This is a genomic window from Neglectibacter sp. CSJ-5, from assembly GCF_032490475.1.
In the GTDB taxonomy this organism is placed as follows: domain Bacteria; phylum Bacillota; class Clostridia; order Oscillospirales; family Acutalibacteraceae; genus Hominenteromicrobium; species Hominenteromicrobium mulieris.
The window spans coordinates 1-17,568 of record NZ_JAVYJC010000007.1; the positions used below are offsets into that span (position 1 = coordinate 1).

Sequence of the window (17,568 nt, forward strand, 5' to 3'; positions counted from 1 at the left end):
TATTGTCCGTGTCCACTTTTGAAAAAACAACTTCTGCAAAAATATTCCTCATGTCTACTTTTGAAAAAGCAAATCAAAAATAAATATTTTTCGTGTCTACTTTTCTTGACTACTACAACTTTTGCCTTTCCGAATTAAAAAATAGCAGTATCAGTATACAACTTTCGGTAAATTTTGTAAATGGAAAGCCTTAAAAAATCACAGACAAAACGACCCCTTCGGTGGGCAAATTGCCGCGAAAGGGTCGTTTGCATTTACTTTATTACAGCTTGAGTTCTACCGCAACCGGGCGGGTACCAAGCAGCTCCGCGCTGCGGTCATCCGGCTGCGAGGTACCGACGAAGAACGTGAAGCTGCGGCTGTCTACGCGGCGCGTGCCGGTGTCGTCCACAATTTCAAGCGCGGCCTTCGGCACGGTGATCTCGACGTCACACGTCTCATTTGCACCGAGTGAAACCGCCTTAAACGCGCAAAGGCTGTGGTTGCGCACCGCGAATTTCGATTCATTGTCACGCACATAGACCTGCAAAATTTCATGCACGGCACAGCCCTCATTTTTGACCGTCGCCGTAATCGTATAGTGCTCGCCGTCGTCGCGCATTTCGGCTTTCGTCACTTCCGTCTTACCGTAAGTGAGGCCATAGCCGAACGGATACAGCACGCCGCCCGTAAAGTAGCGGTACGTGCGGTTTTCCATCGCGTAATCCGTAAACGCGGGCAGCTCGTCGGAGTCGTTATAAAACGTCACGGGCAGCTTGCCGCTGAAGGAATACTTGCCGAACAAAAGCTCCGCAATTGCCTTGCCGCCGCGTGCACCCGGGTACCAGCCCTGCACTACGGCGGAGAAGCTTTCCTCCGCAAAGCGCAAATCCATGGCGCTGCCGGTCATATTGATGAGAATGACGGGCTTGCCGGTCTTCGCGACAATCTCCATCAGCTTTCTCTGCGGCGCGGGCAGCAGCAAATTCGCCTTGTCGCCGGAGCCGACAGAATTGCTCTGGTCCATCTCCTCGCCCTCAAGATTTTCATTGAGGCCCGTCACCAGCACCACAACGTCGCTGTGCTCCGCCACGGTCTCGGCTTCGGAAAGGCGGTCGCCGGGCAGGCCCAGCCCCTCCACGCGGTCTTTGTAAAGGTGGCAACCCTCGGCGTACAGCACACGCACGTCGTCGCCTACATAGTCCTGAATGCCCTCCAGCACCGTGATATATCTTGACGCCGTGCCGTGGTAGTTGCCGATGAGCGCCATGCGGTCGTTCGCATTCGGGCCGATGACGCCGATCGTCTTGATTTTCGCTTTATCAAGCGGCAAAATGCCGTCGTTTTTCAGCAGCACAACGCTTCTGCGCGCGGCTTCCTCGCTGAGCGCCAAATGCTCCGGGCACTCCACGACCTCATAGGGAATGGAGTTGTATTCGCAGTTCTCGTCAAACTCGCCGAGCATAAAACGCGTGGTAAAGAGCCGCTCCGCCGCCGTCGTGATGTCGTCCTCGGTGATGAGCCCGTCTTCGAGCGCGCGCAGCAAATGCAGATATGTGTTGCCGCAGTTTACGTCACAGCCCATCTTAATGGCGAGCGCAGCGGATTCCGGCGCGGTGGTCGTGATGTGGTGATGCAGGTGGAAGTCGGAAATCGCCCAGCAGTCGGAGACAAAGTGTCCCTGAAAGCCCCACTTGCCGCGCAGAATTTTGCGGATGAGCAGGTCACTGCCGCAGCACGGCTCGCCGAGCGTGCGGTTGTATGCGCCCATCACGGCCTCCACTTCGCCCTCTTTCACAGCGGCTTCAAACGCGGGCAGATACGTCTCCCACAAATCCTTCCGGCTCACCTCGGCGTCAAATTCGTGGCGAACGGCCTCCGGGCCGCTGTGCACAGCATAGTGCTTCGCGCACGCCGCGACCTTCAAATATTTCCCGTCACCCTGCAATCCCTTGATGTACGCCACGCCGAGCCGCGCCGTGAGGTACGGGTCTTCGCTGTACGTCTCCTGCCCTCTGCCCCAGCGCGGGTCGCGGAACAGGTTGATATTCGGCGACCAGAACGTGAGGCCCTTATAAATATCGCGGTCGCCGTGCTTAGAAGCTTCGTTATACTTCGCGCGGGCCTCCGTCGCAACGACATCGCCGATTTTTCGGATCATCTCCGGGTCAAACATGCTCGCCATGGCAACGGGCTGCGGGAACATTGTCGCCGTACCGGCGCGCGCCACGCCGTGCAGCGCTTCGTTCCACCAGTTGTACGCCGGAACGCCCAGCCGTTCAATGGGCGGCGCATCAAATTTCAGCTGTGAAGCGCGTTCCTCTATCGTCATTTTGGAAACAAGCTCGTGCGCCAAAGCCTGTGCCTTTTTTCTGTCTCTCATAGTAACTCCCCCAAAAAGTTGTTGAAAAAAGTATAGCACGGTTTTGTTCTAAAAAAAAGATGAAGATTTAATCTTCCGGATAAATTGACAACAAAAAAGCGGCAAGCCGAAGCCTGCCGCCAAAAATTTATAATTTAGAGATTCAAAAAGCCCGCGTTCAACATGGACTGTGCCGCCAAAATCGCACCGAGGCGGCCGCTGTTGAAGTTCACACCGCCCTGCATCCATGCCGCAAACGGCTCGCGCAGCGGCGCATCCGCAGAAAGCTCAATGGACGAGCCAAACGTGAACGAGCCGGACGCCATGATGACGTCGCAGTCGTAGCCCGGCATGGGACTCGGCTCCGGCACAACGAAGGAATCGACCGGCGCGCCCTGCTGAATGCCGCGGATAAACGCGCACAGCGCCTCGCGCTCGCGCAGCTGCACCGCCTGAATAATATCCGCGCGCGGCTCATCGTAGCGCGGGGTTACGTCAAAGCCGAAGCCCTCAAACAGCGCTGCCGTGAACACAGCGGTCTTTAAGGCTTCACCCGTGACGTTCGGCGCGTGGAACGTGCCCATGAAAAGCTCGCGGTTGTTGCCGAGCGTGCAGCCGATCTCACGACCCGTACCCGGGGTCGTCAGGCGATACGCGCAGCTTTCAATAAGGTCGCGGCGGCCCGCAATGTAGCCGCCCGTCGGCGCAATGCCGCCGCCCGGATTTTTGATGAGCGAACCCGCCATAAGGTCTGCGCCCACAGCCGTCGGCTCTGTTTTCTGCACATACTCGCCGTAGCAGTTATCCACCATGACAATGCAGTCCGGCGCACGGCGCTTTGCGATCTTTACAATGCGCTCGATCTCCTCCACCGTCAGGGACGGGCGCAGGCTGTACCCGCGGGAGCGCTGAATGTACACCATGCGGTGCTTCGGCGTGATGGCCGTCTCCATGCCGTCATAGTCGGGCGTGCCGTCCGGCAGCAGGTCAAGCTGCTCGTAGTTTATGCCAAACTCCTTTAATGAGCCGTTGCCGTCGCCCGTAATGCCAATCACGCCGCGCAGCGTATCATACGGCATGCCGGTAACGCTCAGCATCGTGTCGCCCGGGCGCAAAACGCCAAAAAGCGCTACGGTAAGCGTATGCGTGCCGCTGACAAAATTATAGCGGCACAGCGCGTCCTCCGCACCGAGGGCACGCGCGTACACTTCGTCCAGCACGTCGCGGCCGCGGTCGCCATAGCCGTAGCCTGTCGTTGCCACAAAGTGGCTCTCGCTGACGCCTGCCTGCATGAACGCAGCCTGCATCTTCTCCTGATTATACCGCTGTGTTTCGGAAATTTTCGCAAGGTACGGCGCAGCCTTCTGCTCCGCTTCCTCCGCCGCCTTCAGCACGCGGTCATCAATTTTAAAAAACTCGTACATAGTAAACCCGCTTTCGCAAACGCAAAAGCCTTCCTTTATCTGAATTATTTTAATTGCATAATTTTCCCTGCGCCCATGCGCCGCACGGTTTATAGCCCAAAGCGTCATAAAACGCCTCGTTTTTGCTTTCTTCGCGCAGGATATACACCGTGCCGCTCGGCAGCATTCGCTCCATTTTTCGGACAACCGCCGTGCCAAGCCCCCTGCGGTGAAATTTCGGCAGCACCGCCACAGCAGAAATGAGGCTCGCGTTTTCGCCGAGCACTGCTGCAGCCACGGCGACGGTCTTTCCATCTGCCGAAACACCCGCGCAGCGCACCGTGCCGTGCCGCATGCGGTGGGATAAATCGAGGTAAAACGGCTCGAACTCCCCCACCATGCCGTTTGCTTTCAGCACAGCATAAATCTCTCTCGGAGAAATTTCCTCCGCAGGATGCACAGTCTCATTTCGCAGCACCTTTTGCAAAATCGCGCCGCTTTCGGTGATGTTTAGCCCCAGCTTTTCGGCATTCTCCGCGCTGCACACGACTTCATTTGTACCCACCGCACTCAAAAACGCATGCGCCTCGTCCGCGTCGGTAATCTCCCCCGCAATGCAGACGGAGCCGTCCGTTTTTCCGTAGGCGGCTTCCCCGTCCGTCCAAAACTGCGCGAACGACTGATGGAAGCCATACGCCTGCGCTTTAGACCAGATTTGGCAGCCAAACGGAGAACTCACGCACGGCATAGAGAGCACTTCTAAATTTTCCGCAAGACGGATCATTACAGCTTTCCGCCGGAAATTTCCGCCATCATCAGCACCATCAGGTCAATGACCGCCTCTATGTCCTTTTCGGTCGTCATCGCGATCGCGCTGTGGATATAGCGGCACGGGTGCGAGATCGTCAACGTCTTCACGCCGCCGCGGGAAACGTGAATGGTGCCCGCGTCTGTGCCGCCGGCGCGCACGGTCTTCGGCTGCACCGGAATATTGTTTTCTTTACCGAGCGCCATCGCGCGGCGGAAATAATCCTTCGGGTAAACGGTGCGCATATCCGTAAGGGAAATGACTGCGCCGCCGCCCATTTTGCACGCTGCGTCCGTCGGGCTCACGCCGGGAATATCGCCCGCCGTCGTGCCCTCCAGCACAAGCGCCGCATCGGGCTCCAGAATATACGCCGCCGTGCCCGCGCCGCGCAGGCCAATCTCCTCCTGCGTGGAGAAGACGAAATACGTGTCGTATTCGAGCGGGCGCTGCATCAGCGTGATGAGCGCAAAGCAGCCCACGCGGTCATCGAGCGCCTTCGCCTTCACCGTACCGTGCACGTGCTCAAAGAACGGCACAAAGCACGCGTTGTCGCCAATCTGCACCAATGTCTCGGCTTGCTCACGTGTATCTGCGCCGATGTCGATGGCGAGTTCGTTCACGGGTACGGGCTTTTCAAATTCGTCGCCCTTGAGCAAATGCACCGGCTTTGCGCAGATGACACCCGGCGTTTTGCCGCCCACCAGCACATCGCGGCCGGAGAGCACCTCCGGGCGGATATTGCCGACCGTCGTGAACTTCAAAAGGCCGTTTTCCGTAATGTTTGTGATGACAAAGCCCACTTCGTCCATGTGAGCGCAGAGCATCAGCTTCTTCTCGGGACGCTTTTCTCCCCTTTTAAACGCCAGAATGTTGCCGAGCGGCGAAATGTGAATCTCGTCCGCATACGGCTCAATTTCACTTAAGATCACGCTGCGCACATCGTCTTCCTCGCCGGAAACACCGATGGTGCGGGTAAGCTTTTCCAGAATTTCATAGTTAAGCATTCGGCTGCGCCTCCTTATCCGTGATATACGCCGCGATGAGCTTTGCAATATTCTCCATATCCTCAAAATCGCAGACCTCCGCCGGGGTGTGCATATTGCGCTGCGGCACGGAGATGAGCCCCGTGCGCACGCCGCCGCGGGTGGTGCCGATCTCATCGCAGTTCGTACCCGTTCTGCCGCCCATGGCTTCCAGCTGATACGGGATATTTTCGCGCTTTGCGAGCTCGACAAGCTTTTTGCTGATTTTTCTGTCCAGCGCCGCGGAGAAGCCGATCATCGGCCCTTTGCCGAGCTCCGCGGTAAGCATGCTCTCCGCGTCCGGCTGCTTTGCGAACGAAACGTCCACGGCAATGGCCTCGGTGGGCTCAAGTGCATACGCAGAGACCTGCGCGCCCTGCCCGCCGACCTCCTCCTTTGTGGAGCACAGCACCATAACGCAGCAATCGGGGTTCTGTTCATTTGCAAGCTGTGCGGCACGGATGACGCACGCGCAGCCCGCACGGTCGTCGAGCGCCGTGCCCGTGATGCGGTTGCCCATGAGCTTTTTCAGCGGGCGCGTCAGTGCGGCGCGGTCGCCGACAGCGACAAGCTTCTCCACTTCCTCTTTCGGAAGCCCTAAGTCAATGCACTGCTCCGCAACGGGCTTTATCTTATCATCGCCCTTTGCAAGGTGCGGCGGCAGCGTGCAGCCGATGCCTGTGACGGTCTCCGTGCCGAACACGGTAACAGGGCTGCCCGGCAGCGTGCGGCGGTCCACACCGCCCACATTCGTCACATGCAGAAAGCCGTTTTCGTCAATGTCCGTCACGATCATCCCGATCTGGTCAATGTGCGCGTCCAGCAAAATGCGGCGCTTAGAACTCAAATCGCCGAAAATGCCCACAACGCCGCCAAGCTCGTTCTCATACACCTCTTTGCAGAAGCCGAGCTCCTTTTTCGCAACTTTGAACACGTCGCCCTCACAGCCGGATGTGCCGTGCTCTGCGCACAGCGCGCGGGTGAGGCGTTCAATCTCTTCAAACATGATATTCCCTCCTAAAGCCTGATTTATAAAAACAAAAGCCCCGCATTCCGAATGGAGACCCATCGAAAAGCGAGGCGCATTTCCGCAAGTATTTACTTACTTTGTGAAATACATAATGATGTTGATCACGAGGACCAGCACAAAGAAGCCGATCGCAATGAACTTTGTCCAACGAGCAAGGAACGCATCCATGGAACGCGCCTTATTCTTGGAAAGGAACGTATCCGCGCCGCCGGTAATCGCGCCGAGGCTCTGCTGATGGCCTTCCTGCAACAGTACGACAATGATGATCGCCAGTGCGAAAAGAAGCAGAACGATACCGAAAATAATTTCAACAGCACCCATATATTTTACCTCCTCTTCAAGAGACTTAACGCTAATTTTATTCGTAGCTTAATTATGATACCATACAAAGCGGGATTTTGCAACAGGATTTTTTGCTTTTTTCCTGCATATTCCGCCGCCCTGCGTCCATACTGATACCAAGGCAGTCACAGTCAGGCGTTTGTGCGCGCCAAAACGGACCGTGCGGCAAAACCGCACTTTCGCGTCACACGAGCGGGGTCTTTCCCGGGCGGGCGGCGCAGTCCATGGCGCGGACTGTATGCTGCCCGCCCTTCAGTAGGACTGAACGCTCCGCCGCGCAGGCCACACGCCTGCACAAACGGAATGCCAAACGGTCTTGCCGGAGGGCTGATTTTTTTACAGCGAAATCTGCTCGCCGCCCTCCTCTCCGTTCGGCAGTGCGCCGAGCGCCGGAATCTTCTTTCTGTACCGCGACGGGTTCTGCAGCTCGTCTTCTTGGTAGATATGCGCGTCCGTAATGCGTTGACCTTTTTTCAGGTTCATCACCGCCACGCCCTGCGTGCTCTTTGTCGTCTTCGGGGCGATGAGCGCCGTGTTCATGAGCAGTCGTCTGCCGCTTGAGGACGTCAGCAGCACATCGCAGTCTTCCAAAATTTGCAGCGCCGCCGCAAGCGGGGCCTTGTCGGAATACGCGTTAATGAGCTTTCTGCGGTTCGTCTTCGTGTAATAGGCGGAAAGCTCCACCTTGGCGACCTTGCCGTTATCGAAAACAAACAGCATGTAGCCCTTAAAGTCGGTCGTTACAGCCATGTACGCAGCGCTTTCGCCCTCGTCCATCTGCACGCGCGCAGGCACATATTCGCCCATCACGCTCGCTTTGGTGTCGGCAAAATCCGCCGCTTTCAGCTTATAGACCTGCGCTTTGTCGGAGAAGAACAAAAGCTCCGCCGCGTTTGTCGATTCCATCTGTTGGGCGATCTCGTCGCCCTCTTTCAGCTTTTGGTCGCCGCCCATGCGCAGGGAAAGCGGGGTGATCTTCTTAAAGTAGCCTTCTTTCGTGAAAAACAGGTTCACCGGGTAATCCGGCACAGTCTCCACGGGCTCCTCTTCGGCAATTTCCTCCGCGTACAAAATATGGCTGCGGCGCGGCTGGCCGTACTTCTGCGCGATTTCATTCAGCTCGCGCACAATAATCGTCTTAATGCGCGTTTTTGAGGCCAAAATTGCCTCAAGGTCACGAATTTCTTCCTCTAAGCTGTTCACCTCTTCGGTGCGCTTTAAGATGAACTCGCGGTTTAAATGGCGCAAACGGATTTCCGCTACATATTCGGCCTGAATTTCGTCAATGCCAAAGCCGATCATGAGGTTCGGCACAACTTCGCTTTCTTCCTCGGTTTCACGCACAATGCGCACGGCTTTATCGATGTCGAGTAAGATTGCCTTGAGGCCGTAGAGCAGATGCAACTTCTCTTTCTTCTTCGTGAGGTCGTAGTGCGTTCTGCGGCGGACGCATTCAATTCTGAACGCCGTCCACTCCTCAAAGAGCTCACGCACACCCAGCACACGCGGAATGCCCGCGATGAGCACGTTAAAATTGCAGGAGAAGCTGTCCTCCAGCGTCGTCATGCGGAACAACCGCTGCATCAGCTTATCGGGGTCTGCGCCGCGCTTCAAGTCGATCGTGATCTTGAGTCCGTCCAGACCCGTCTCGTCTCGAATGTCGGTGATTTCCTTCACCTTGCCCTGTTTCACAAGGTCGATGACCTTTTCCACAATAGCTTCAATGGTCGTCGTCGGCGGGATCTGGGTAATATCGATGCAGTTTGCGGATTTATCATACGTGTAGCGCGAACGCACCTTGATGCTGCCGCGGCCTGTTTTGTAGATTTGCTCCATCGCCGCGCGGTCGAAAATGATCTGCCCGCCGCCCGGGAAGTCCGGCGCCTGCATCGTCGTAAAAATGTCGTGCTTCGGGTCACGGATGAGCTCTGCCGCCGTGGTGCACACTTCGGCGAGATTAAATGGGCAAATGGACGACGCCATGCCGACCGCAATGCCTGTGTTTGCGTTGACGAGCACCGAGGGGAACGCCGCCGGCAGCAGCGTTGGCTCTTTCATCGTACTGTCATAATTGTCGACAAAATCCACGGTGTCCTTGTCGATATCGCGGAACAGCTCGCGGCAGATGGGGTCAAGGCGCGCTTCCGTGTAACGGGAAGCCGCCCACGCCATGTCACGGGAATAAAACTTACCGAAGTTGCCCTTAGAGTCTACATAGGGGTGCAAAAGTGCCTCGTAGCCGCGGGAAAGGCGCACCATCGTGTCGTAAATCGCACTGTCGCCATGCGGGTTCAGCTTCATCGTCTGACCGACGATGTTCGCGCTTTTCGTGCGCGCCGAGCCGAGCAGGTTCATTTTGTACATCGTATAGAGAAGCTTTCTGTGCGAGGGCTTAAAGCCGTCAATCTCCGGGATGGCACGGGACATAATAACGCTCATCGCATACGGCATGTAGTTCTGCCGCAGCGTGTCGTTGATGTCCTGCGCCTGAATTTCACCCGCGCCCGCAATAAAGCCCTGCATCTTCGGCGTATTTTCTCTTTTCGGCTGTTTTTTTCTTGCCATGCTTTACGCTTCCTTTCGTCAGAGCTTTAAGAAATATCGAGGTCATCGAGGTACTCGCTGCCGTGGGTCGCAATGTAGTCCTTACGGCCCGTAAGATTATCGCCCAGCAGGATATCAAACATCTGCGCCGTCATTTCGGCATCGCCGGGCTTCACCTGAATCAGCCTGCGCGTTTTCGGGTTCATCGTCGTCAGGTTCATCATGTCCGGGTCGTTTTCACCCAGACCTTTCGAGCGCTGAATCGTAAACTTCTGGCCCTCAAGCTGCGTCAAAAACTCGTCCTTTTCGCGCTCGTTGTACGCAAAATACGTCTTGTCCTTCGCCGTAATTTCATAAAGCGGCGATTCCGCAATGAACACCTTGTGCTCTTCGATAAGCTGCGGTGTCAAACGGTACAGCATTGTCAAAAGCAGCGTGCGGATCTGGAAACCGTCCACGTCGGCATCGGTGCACAGGATGATCTTACTCCAGCGCAGCGCGTTGATGTCGAACGACGCAATGGACTTGTTCGCCTTCGACTTTACCTGCACGCCGCAGCCGAGCACCTTAATGAGATCGGTGATGATCTCACTTTTGAAAATCTTGTCGTAATCCGCTTTCAGGCAGTTCAGAATTTTGCCGCGGATCGGCATCACGGCCTGATAGTTCGGGTCGCGCGCCTGCTTGACCGCACCGAGAGCGGAATCGCCCTCCACGATAAAAATCTCGCGCTCGGAAACATCCTTGCTGCGGCAGTCCACAAACTTCGCCACGCGCCCCGTGATATCCATTTTGGCCGTCAGCTTGCCCTTTAAATTGAGGCGCGTTTTTTCGGCGTCCTCGCGGGAGCGCTTGTTGATAAGCACCTGTGCGCCGATTTTCTCCGCCTCAATGGGGTTTTCGATGAAATAAATTTCGAGATTATGGCGGAGCATCTCCACCATCGCTTCCTGAATACCCTTGTTGTTGATGGCCTTCTTTGTCTGGTTCTCATAGGAGGTCATCGTGGAGAACGAGGATATGACGATAACAAGGCAATCCTCCACGTCCTGAAATTTAATTTTGCTTTCGGATTTATTATACTTGCCGTTCTGCTTTAAATACGCGTCGATCTGGTACACGAACGCGTTCTGCACGGCCTTGTCCGGCGCGCCGCCGTATTCCAGCCAGCTCGAGTTGTGGTAGTATTCCGTCAAATGCACGCGGTTGGAAAATGCTACCGCGGCGTTGATCTTCACATTGTAAAGCGGCAGGTCTTCGCGGTCGCGCACGCGCTTTTCGGACTGCCAGAACTGCACGGAGGTCAGCGCATCTTCGCCCACCAGCTCGCGCACATGATCTAAAATTCCGTTTTCGTAGCAGAATTCCGTCGTCTCGAATTTGCGCGGCGAAACTTCATTTTTGAAAATAAACTTCACGCCCGCATTGACGATGGCCTGGCGCTTGATGATGTCCGTGTAATAGTCCGCCGGCACGTCAATGTCCGTAAACACCTTGATATCCGGCTTCCAGCGGATGCGCGAGCCCGTGGCCTTCTTGCCGTAAGGCTCTTTATTGAGTCCGCCTACGTTCTCGCCGTGCTCAAAGTGCAGCGTATAGCGGAAGCCGTCGTAGCGAATATCCGCGTCCATGTATTCGGAGGCATACTGCGTGGCGCACAGACCGAGACCATTCAGGCCCAGCGCGTAATCGTAGTTGCCGCCGTCATTGTTGTTATACTTGCCGCCCGCATACATCTCGCAGAACACAAGCTCCCAATTGTAGCGCTCTTCGCGCTTGTTGTAATCCACCGGGATGCCGCGGCCGTGGTCTTCCACCTCAACGGAATGGTCGGCATAGCGCGTGACGGTGATCTCCTTGCCGTAGCCCTGGCGCGCCTCGTCAATAGAGTTCGAGAGGATCTCGAAAATCGCGTGCTCGCAGCCGTCGAGACCGTCTGAGCCGAATATGACCGCCGGACGCAGACGCACACGGTCCGCGCCCTTCAGACTTTTGATGCTGTCGTTGCCGTAGGTTTGCTTTTTAGCCATTCACCATGTTCCTTTCCTCAAGCGGGCAAAATAATACCCGCACGGGATTGCCCATAAACAAACGTAAAGGGAATGCAAATGAGCACATTCCCTTTCGTCAAAAATTTATTCGTTCGTGTTCGCTTCCGGTTCCGTCTGCGCTTCGGTCGGCAGCTCTGTCGTTTCCGGCGCTGCCGCTTCTGCCGGGATGATGCCCGCAGCGGCAGTCTGTGTGCTCGGCAGCAGCTTGCCGTTCATCACGTCAAGGAACTCGTCGGCGTCCAGCTTTTCGCGCTCAAACAGCACACCCGCCAAACGGTGCAGCAGGTCGATGTGGTCGGAGAGCACCTTCTTCGTCTTATCATACGCGTCGCAGATGATGGACTTAATCTCCTCGTCAATCTCCGCGGCGGTCTCCTCGGAATAGTTCGAGACATGGCCCATTTCCTTGCCGAGGAACGGATTGCTGCTGTCCGCACCGTACGTGATCGGACCAAGACGGTCGCTCATGCCGTACTTTGTGACCATCGCGCGGACGATCTTCGTGGCGCGCTCAATGTCGTTCGATGCGCCCGTGGAAATATCGTCAAGCACCAAGGCTTCCGCCACACGGCCGCCCAGCAGCACGATGAGCTCCTCGCGCATCTCGTTGCGGCTCTGGTAGGACTTATCCTCCGTCGGCAGGTGCATCGTGTAGCCGCCTGCCATGCCGCGCGGGATGATGGAAATCTGGTGCACCGGGTCCTGCGAATCGCAGAAGTACGTCGCAACGGCGTGTCCTGCCTCGTGGTACGCGGTCAGCTTCTTCTCTTTGTTCGTCATCACGCGGCTCTTCTTTTCGGTGCCGACAACGACCTTGATCGTCGCTTCCTCGATTTCCTCCATCGTGATGGACTTGTGGTCCTTGCGGGCTGCAAGCAGCGCCGCTTCGTTTAAGAGGTTCTCAAGGTCTGCACCGGTAAAGCCGGCGGTGGATTTTGCAATGGTGGAAAGGTCAACATCCGGTGCAAGCGGCTTGCCCTTTGCATGTACGCGCAGAATATCCTCTCTGCCGCGCACATCCGGGTAGCCCACCATCACCTGGCGGTCGAAACGGCCGGGACGCATCAAAGCCGGGTCCAGAATATCCGGGCGGTTCGTTGCCGCGATCATGATGACACCCTCGTTCGCGCCGAAGCCGTCCATCTCAACGAGCAGCTGGTTCAGCGTCTGCTCACGTTCATCGTGGCCGCCGCCGAGACCCGCGCCGCGCTGGCGGCCCACGGCATCGATTTCATCGATGAAGATGATGCACGGGTGGTTTTTCTTGGCTTTGTCGAACAGGTCACGCACACGCGATGCACCGACGCCGACGAACATCTCCACGAAGTCGGAACCCGAAATGGAGAAGAACGGAACGCCGGCCTCGCCTGCAACGGCGCGCGCCAAAAGCGTTTTACCGGTGCCCGGAGGGCCAACGAGCAGCACGCCCTTCGGAATGCGCGCACCGAGCTCGTTATACTTATTCGGACGTTTTAAGAACTCCACAATTTCGCGCAGCTCTTCCTTTTCTTCGTCTGCGCCCGCCACGTCCGCAAACGTCGTGCGGCGCTTTTCGTCGTTTATTTGCTTGACTTTCGCTTTGCCGAAATTCATCTGGTTTCCGGCTCCGCCGCCGCCCATGCGCTTCATCATGAATACCCAGAACGCCACAAGCAGCGCGATCATCAGCAGCGTCGGAATGAGGCTGACAAGCCAGCTCGTCTCCGCCGGGCGGATGACATCCTGCGTCATGCGGTTATTCGGATGTTCCTCGTTATACGACTTGATGTAGTCCGAAACGTCGTTGTAGAACAGGTTCACGTTCGGCACCGTGTAGCGCACAACGGATTCCTTTTTGCTGCTGTCCTCTGTCACGGTCAGCTTCATCTCGCCCGTGCCCAGGTTCAGCGAGTATGCGCTCACCTTGCCGTCTTCAAAGTAAGACAGCACATCGGAGTATTTCAGCCCCGTCTGGTCTGCCCCGCGGTCAAACAGAAGCAAAAGCAGCACGACGAGCAAAATCGGAATGCCGAGGTAGATCAAAAGATTGCGAATGATTTTTTTGTTGTTGCTGTTCAAGTTCCGACCTCCCGGAAATCAAATTGGATACAAAGTGTATCCTTAAATAGAAACAGAAACTTTTTTATCAAAACGGAAGCTTAGACTTCACCGTAGACTTCAGGTTTCAAAACGCCGACAAACGGCAGGTTTCTGTACTTCTCATCAAAATCGAGACCGTAGCCCACGATGAACGCATCGGGAATATCGCAGCCCTTGTATTTTGCGTAGACCTCCACCTCGCGGCGCTCCGGCTTATCGAACAGCGTGCAGATCTCAATGCTGTTCGGCTCGCGGCTTTTCAAAAGGTTTACAAGGTAGTGCAGCGTCTTGCCGCTGTCGAGAATATCCTCAACAATCACGATATCATAGCCCTTCAGGTTGATGTCGAGGTCCTTGATGATCTTGACAACGCCGGAGGTCTTCGTGCCGGAGCCGTAGCTCGAAACGCACATGAAATCGATGCGGGCCGGAATCGTAATGGCGCGCATAAGGTCTGCCATAAAGACGACAGAACCCTTCAAAACGCTGACAAGCAGCAGGTTTTTATCGGCGTAATCGCGGGAAATTTCCGCGCCCACGCGCTTGACCATGCTGTCGATGTACGCTTCGCTGTACAAAACTTCCTTGATATCGTTTAACATTGTGTTTTCCATTCGGATGACCCTTTCCTCAAAATTCTTTCCGCTTTATATGCGGGTTATGCCTGCCGTGTCCGTCACCGTAAGCTCCAGTGCCGGGAAATTCGGCTTTGCCGCATAGCCCTCCGCCGCGCCGACCGCTTCGATCCAGATGATCTCACCGTCTTTTTCAAGCAGCAGCAAACGGTTGCGCGCCGCCGCCGGAATGCGCAGTTCATTCAGGATTTTTTTGACCGATTTCGTCACGCCGCGCCCTGCGGGTCTGAAAACATCGCCCGCGCGCCGCGTCCGTACTCTCGGAACATTCGTAATTTTATCACAATCCGAAAAGTTTTGGAATAACAAATTATGAACTTTCCGGTCGATTTCTTCTTTTTCGGGAATTTTTTTCTTCACAAACAGCGTTTTTCCGTTCGGAAGCACGTTTTCGCCCGCTCTCAGCGGAACAGAAAACACATTCCGGTCTTTTATCTCCCGGTTTTTTCGTACCGTGAGCGTGTCCTGCTTCGCCTCCAGCACGATGTCCCCCGGCAAAGAGAGGCTGCCGCCCATGAAAACGCAGCTCGCCGCCCTGCAAATGTGCTCATAAGAGAGCCGCCCGTAAGACGATAACAGCAGTTCCAGTGCCGCGCGCAGCACCGCCTCGTGCGCACTCCGCAAAATTTTCAAGTCATACCCGTAAGGCGTTTTCGCTTTACAGAGCAATTCATTCGCGCACGAAAACACAAATTCATTCTGCAACCGCATGCTCTCTGCAAAGCGGGACGTCGCCTGCGTCATCTGCGGGTTTACGTCCTTCAGCACCGGCAGCACGCTGTGGCGCAGCTTATTGCGCGTGTAGTCCACCGTCAAATTCGTGGAGTCCGTCACATAGTCAAGTTGATATACTTTACAGAGATGTTCCACCTCTGCGCGGGAAATGTTCAAAATCGGGCGATAAATTCTGCCGCGCCGCGGCGGAATGCCCCCCGCGCCGTGCGGCCCCATGCCGCGCGTCAGGTTCAAAAGCAGCGTTTCGGCATTATCGTCGGCGTTGTGCGCCGTGGCGATGCACCCGTTTCCCCCTGCTTCCTCCGCAAAGCACGCGTAGCGCACGCGCCGCGCGCATTCCTCCACGCCCTCGCCGCTTACGGCCGCAAGCGCGGGAATATCCTTATAGATCACCTGGCAGTGAAGTTTAAGTGCTTTACAGTAGTCCTGCACAAATTCCGCGTCGCGGTCGGCTTCCGCCCCCCGAATCCCATGGTGCACATGCACCGCAAGCAAACGCTCCGCGCCGTACTTCTGTACAAGCAAATACGTCAGCAGCACGGAATCCGCCCCGCCGGAAAGCCCCACGACAATTTTTCCCGTCTCCGGCAGATCATACCGCACGCGGGCGAGGATGTCCTCAGTTTTCATGACGCACAACTTCCTGCGATGTAAAGCGCATGAACTCACCCTGCCAGTGCAGCGGCACGCTACGCAGATCGCCGTGACGGTTTTTCGCCACGATGACCTCGGCGCTGTTTTTGTCCACGTCTTCGGGCGAAGCCGATTCGTTCGCATAGTACGCGTCTCGGTACAGGAACAGCACGATGTCGGCATCCTGCTCGATGGAGCCGGAATCTCGAAGGTCAGAAAGCACAGGGCGGTGCTCCTGCCGCTTTTCGCCTGCACGGGCAAGCTGCGCCAATGTCACAACCGGAATATTCAGCTCTTTCGCCATGATCTTGAGGCTTCGCGTGATCTCGGAAATTTCCTGCACGCGGTTATCAATGCGCTTTGCACTGTTCATCAGCTGTAAGTAGTCGATGATGACAAGATCAACATTTTTTAAACGACGCACTTTTGCTTTCATCTCCGGCACCGTAATGCCCGGGGAATCATCGAGGTACAAATCAGCCTTAGAGAGAATATCGCCCGCCTCCACAAGGCGCGTCCATTCGCCCTCCGTCAAATCGCCCGTGCGCAGCTTTGTGCCGCCGACGAGTGCCTCCGTGGAAATGATACGGGAAGCGAGCTGCTCCTTGCTCATTTCCAGCGAGAAAAACGCCACGCGCTTGCCCGCCGTGATGGCGGCATGGCGCGCAATGTTCAGCGCAAAGCTCGTTTTGCCCATGCCGGGTCGCGCGCCGATGATGACAAGGTCGGAGCGGTTCAGGCCCGTGATCGTGTTATCCAGTTCGCGGATACCCGTAGGGATGCCGCGGTACAGGTCTTTGTCCGGCGAATTCAAGCGGTCAAGGCGTTCAAACGTCTCAAACAGCACTTCGTTCAGGCGCTCAAGCCCCTTTAACGCCTTGCCCTGGCGGATGTCAAAAATGCGCTGCTCGGCGGAATCCAAGAGGAGCGAGGTTTCGCCGGTGTCCTCCATGGCGTCATCCAAAATGCCGCGCGCCGCCTGAATGAGCATACGCAAATCGTAACGGTCACGCACAATGGTGCAGTAACGCTCCACATTCGAGACGCTCGGCACAAGCTGCGCAAGCTGCATCAGATACACCTTTCCGCTGCCCTCATCGAAGTTTTCCTCTTCGCGCAGGTGCTCCAGCAGCGTAACGAGGTCCACCGGCTGGCCTGCCGTGAACATATCGAGCATCGCGCTGTAAATCGTGCGGTTATTGACCTGATAAAAATAGTCCGCGCGCGGCAGCATTTCCGCCACGGTCGAGAGACAGTCGGGCTCCAGCAACACCGCGCCCAGCACCGCCTGCTCGGCCTCTGCGCTGAACGGCATCACCGTTCCGGGCAGTGCCGGCGTATTCAGTTGAAAATTATCTTCCGGCATTTTTACCACCCTTTTTTGAGTGAAATTACTTCAAAGTGAAAACGATTTCCCAATCGTAAACGACTTTTAGTCATTGCAAAATTTAATGCTGCGCATCAAGTGCATCGGGCTTTTACTGTGCTTCGGTCACCGATACCGCCAGCTTCGCGGTGATGCCGTTATAGAGCTTCACCTCAATGTGATAGCCGCCGAACGCCTTGATGTCGGTGTCGAGGTGGATCTTGCGCTTGTCGATGTCGAAGCCGTACTGCTTTTTAATCTCCTGCGCAATCTCCTTTGCGGTGACGGAGCCGAACAGTCTGCCGCCCTGGCCCGCCTTTGCGGTGATGCGGACGGTCTTGTCCTTCAAAGCTTCCGCAATACGCTGTGCTTCTTCGGTCTCGGTTTTCACTTTATATGCCTTGGAGGCCTCGGCGTTTTTCAGCTCGTTCATCACCTGTGCGTTCGCTTCCTTTGCAAGCTTGCGCGGCAGCAGGAAATTGCGTGCGTAGCCTTCTGCTGCATTGATGAGCTCGCCTTTTTTGCCTACACCTTTTACATCTGCTAAAAGTACAACTTTCATGGTCGTATCTCCTATCG

13 protein-coding genes are annotated in these 17,568 nt (G+C 56.0%); all 13 read right to left on the reverse strand.

Features of this window, described 5'->3' with window-relative positions:
* Window positions 1-262: 262 nt before the first annotated feature.
* Complete coding sequence (locus tag R2K26_RS12690) at window positions 263-2,362, reverse strand: glycoside hydrolase family 3 C-terminal domain-containing protein (RefSeq protein WP_316522096.1); 2,100 nt, start codon at window positions 2,360-2,362, stop codon at window positions 263-265.
* A gap of 134 nt (window positions 2,363-2,496) precedes the next feature.
* Window positions 2,497-3,765, reverse strand: coding sequence for a methionine gamma-lyase family protein (locus tag R2K26_RS12695; protein ID WP_316522098.1), 1,269 nt, complete (start codon window positions 3,763-3,765; stop codon window positions 2,497-2,499).
* A 49-nt stretch (window positions 3,766-3,814) separates the two neighbouring features.
* The gene (locus R2K26_RS12700) at window positions 3,815-4,528 is read right to left on the reverse strand and encodes a GNAT family N-acetyltransferase (RefSeq protein WP_316522103.1); all 714 of its coding nucleotides are present in this window, start codon (window positions 4,526-4,528) and stop codon (window positions 3,815-3,817) included.
* Window positions 4,528-5,556 (reverse strand): M42 family peptidase, encoded by a 1,029-nt coding sequence (locus R2K26_RS12705; RefSeq protein ID WP_316522106.1) that lies wholly within the window; start codon window positions 5,554-5,556, stop codon window positions 4,528-4,530. Before R2K26_RS12705 ends, R2K26_RS12700 begins: the two co-directional genes overlap by 1 nt.
* Entirely contained in the window at window positions 5,549-6,580 is a 1,032-nt protein-coding gene (locus tag R2K26_RS12710) for a M20/M25/M40 family metallo-hydrolase (RefSeq protein ID WP_316522110.1), read from the reverse strand. Before R2K26_RS12710 ends, R2K26_RS12705 begins: the two co-directional genes overlap by 8 nt.
* A 96-nt stretch (window positions 6,581-6,676) precedes the next feature.
* The gene (secG, locus tag R2K26_RS12715) at window positions 6,677-6,925 is read right to left on the reverse strand and encodes a preprotein translocase subunit SecG (protein ID WP_176821445.1); all 249 of its coding nucleotides are present in this window, start codon (window positions 6,923-6,925) and stop codon (window positions 6,677-6,679) included.
* Between the two features lie 357 nt (window positions 6,926-7,282).
* The gene (locus tag R2K26_RS12720) at window positions 7,283-9,511 is read right to left on the reverse strand and encodes a DNA topoisomerase (ATP-hydrolyzing) subunit A (RefSeq protein WP_316522116.1); all 2,229 of its coding nucleotides are present in this window, start codon (window positions 9,509-9,511) and stop codon (window positions 7,283-7,285) included.
* Between the two features lie 26 nt (window positions 9,512-9,537).
* Window positions 9,538-11,520: a toprim domain-containing protein gene (locus R2K26_RS12725; RefSeq protein WP_316522121.1), complete on the reverse strand. Its 1,983-nt coding sequence runs from the start codon at window positions 11,518-11,520 to the stop codon at window positions 9,538-9,540.
* 105 nt (window positions 11,521-11,625) lie between these two features.
* Entirely contained in the window at window positions 11,626-13,599 is a 1,974-nt protein-coding gene (gene ftsH / locus R2K26_RS12730; RefSeq protein WP_316522125.1) for an ATP-dependent zinc metalloprotease FtsH, read from the reverse strand.
* Between the two features lie 80 nt (window positions 13,600-13,679).
* Complete coding sequence (gene hpt, locus R2K26_RS12735; RefSeq protein ID WP_176821475.1) at window positions 13,680-14,222, reverse strand: hypoxanthine phosphoribosyltransferase; 543 nt, start codon at window positions 14,220-14,222, stop codon at window positions 13,680-13,682.
* A 45-nt stretch (window positions 14,223-14,267) separates the two neighbouring features.
* Window positions 14,268-15,620, reverse strand: coding sequence for a tRNA lysidine(34) synthetase TilS (tilS, locus tag R2K26_RS12740; RefSeq protein WP_316522128.1), 1,353 nt, complete (start codon window positions 15,618-15,620; stop codon window positions 14,268-14,270).
* A complete protein-coding gene (dnaB, locus tag R2K26_RS12745; protein WP_316522131.1) occupies window positions 15,610-16,989 on the reverse strand; it encodes a replicative DNA helicase in 1,380 nt (459 codons plus the stop codon). Before dnaB ends, tilS begins: the two co-directional genes overlap by 11 nt.
* A 112-nt stretch (window positions 16,990-17,101) precedes the next feature.
* On the reverse strand, window positions 17,102-17,551 hold the full coding sequence (rplI, locus tag R2K26_RS12750) for a 50S ribosomal protein L9 (RefSeq protein WP_176821439.1): 450 nt from the start codon (window positions 17,549-17,551) through the stop codon (window positions 17,102-17,104).
* Between the last annotated feature and the right edge of the window lie 17 nt (window positions 17,552-17,568).

Bases quoted from the DNA above. Each gene is read 5' to 3' on its own strand.
- tilS (WP_316522128.1), bottom strand. From the start codon at position 15,620: ATGAAAACTGAGGACATCCTCGCCCGCGTGCGGTATGATCTGCCGGAG.
- R2K26_RS12700 (WP_316522103.1), bottom strand. From the start codon at position 4,528: ATGATCCGTCTTGCGGAAAATTTAGAAGTGCTCTCTATGCCGTGCGTG.
- dnaB (WP_316522131.1), bottom strand. From the start codon at position 16,989: ATGCCGGAAGATAATTTTCAACTGAATACGCCGGCACTGCCCGGAACG.
- R2K26_RS12695 (WP_316522098.1), bottom strand. From the start codon at position 3,765: ATGTACGAGTTTTTTAAAATTGATGACCGCGTGCTGAAGGCGGCGGAG.
- R2K26_RS12705 (WP_316522106.1), bottom strand. From the start codon at position 5,556: ATGCTTAACTATGAAATTCTGGAAAAGCTTACCCGCACCATCGGTGTT.
- hpt (WP_176821475.1), bottom strand. From the start codon at position 14,222: ATGTTAAACGATATCAAGGAAGTTTTGTACAGCGAAGCGTACATCGAC.
- secG (WP_176821445.1), bottom strand. From the start codon at position 6,925: ATGGGTGCTGTTGAAATTATTTTCGGTATCGTTCTGCTTCTTTTCGCA.
- rplI (WP_176821439.1), bottom strand. From the start codon at position 17,551: ATGAAAGTTGTACTTTTAGCAGATGTAAAAGGTGTAGGCAAAAAAGGC.
- R2K26_RS12690 (WP_316522096.1), bottom strand. From the start codon at position 2,362: ATGAGAGACAGAAAAAAGGCACAGGCTTTGGCGCACGAGCTTGTTTCC.
- R2K26_RS12710 (WP_316522110.1), bottom strand. From the start codon at position 6,580: ATGTTTGAAGAGATTGAACGCCTCACCCGCGCGCTGTGCGCAGAGCAC.
- R2K26_RS12720 (WP_316522116.1), bottom strand. From the start codon at position 9,511: ATGGCAAGAAAAAAACAGCCGAAAAGAGAAAATACGCCGAAGATGCAG.
- R2K26_RS12725 (WP_316522121.1), bottom strand. From the start codon at position 11,520: ATGGCTAAAAAGCAAACCTACGGCAACGACAGCATCAAAAGTCTGAAG.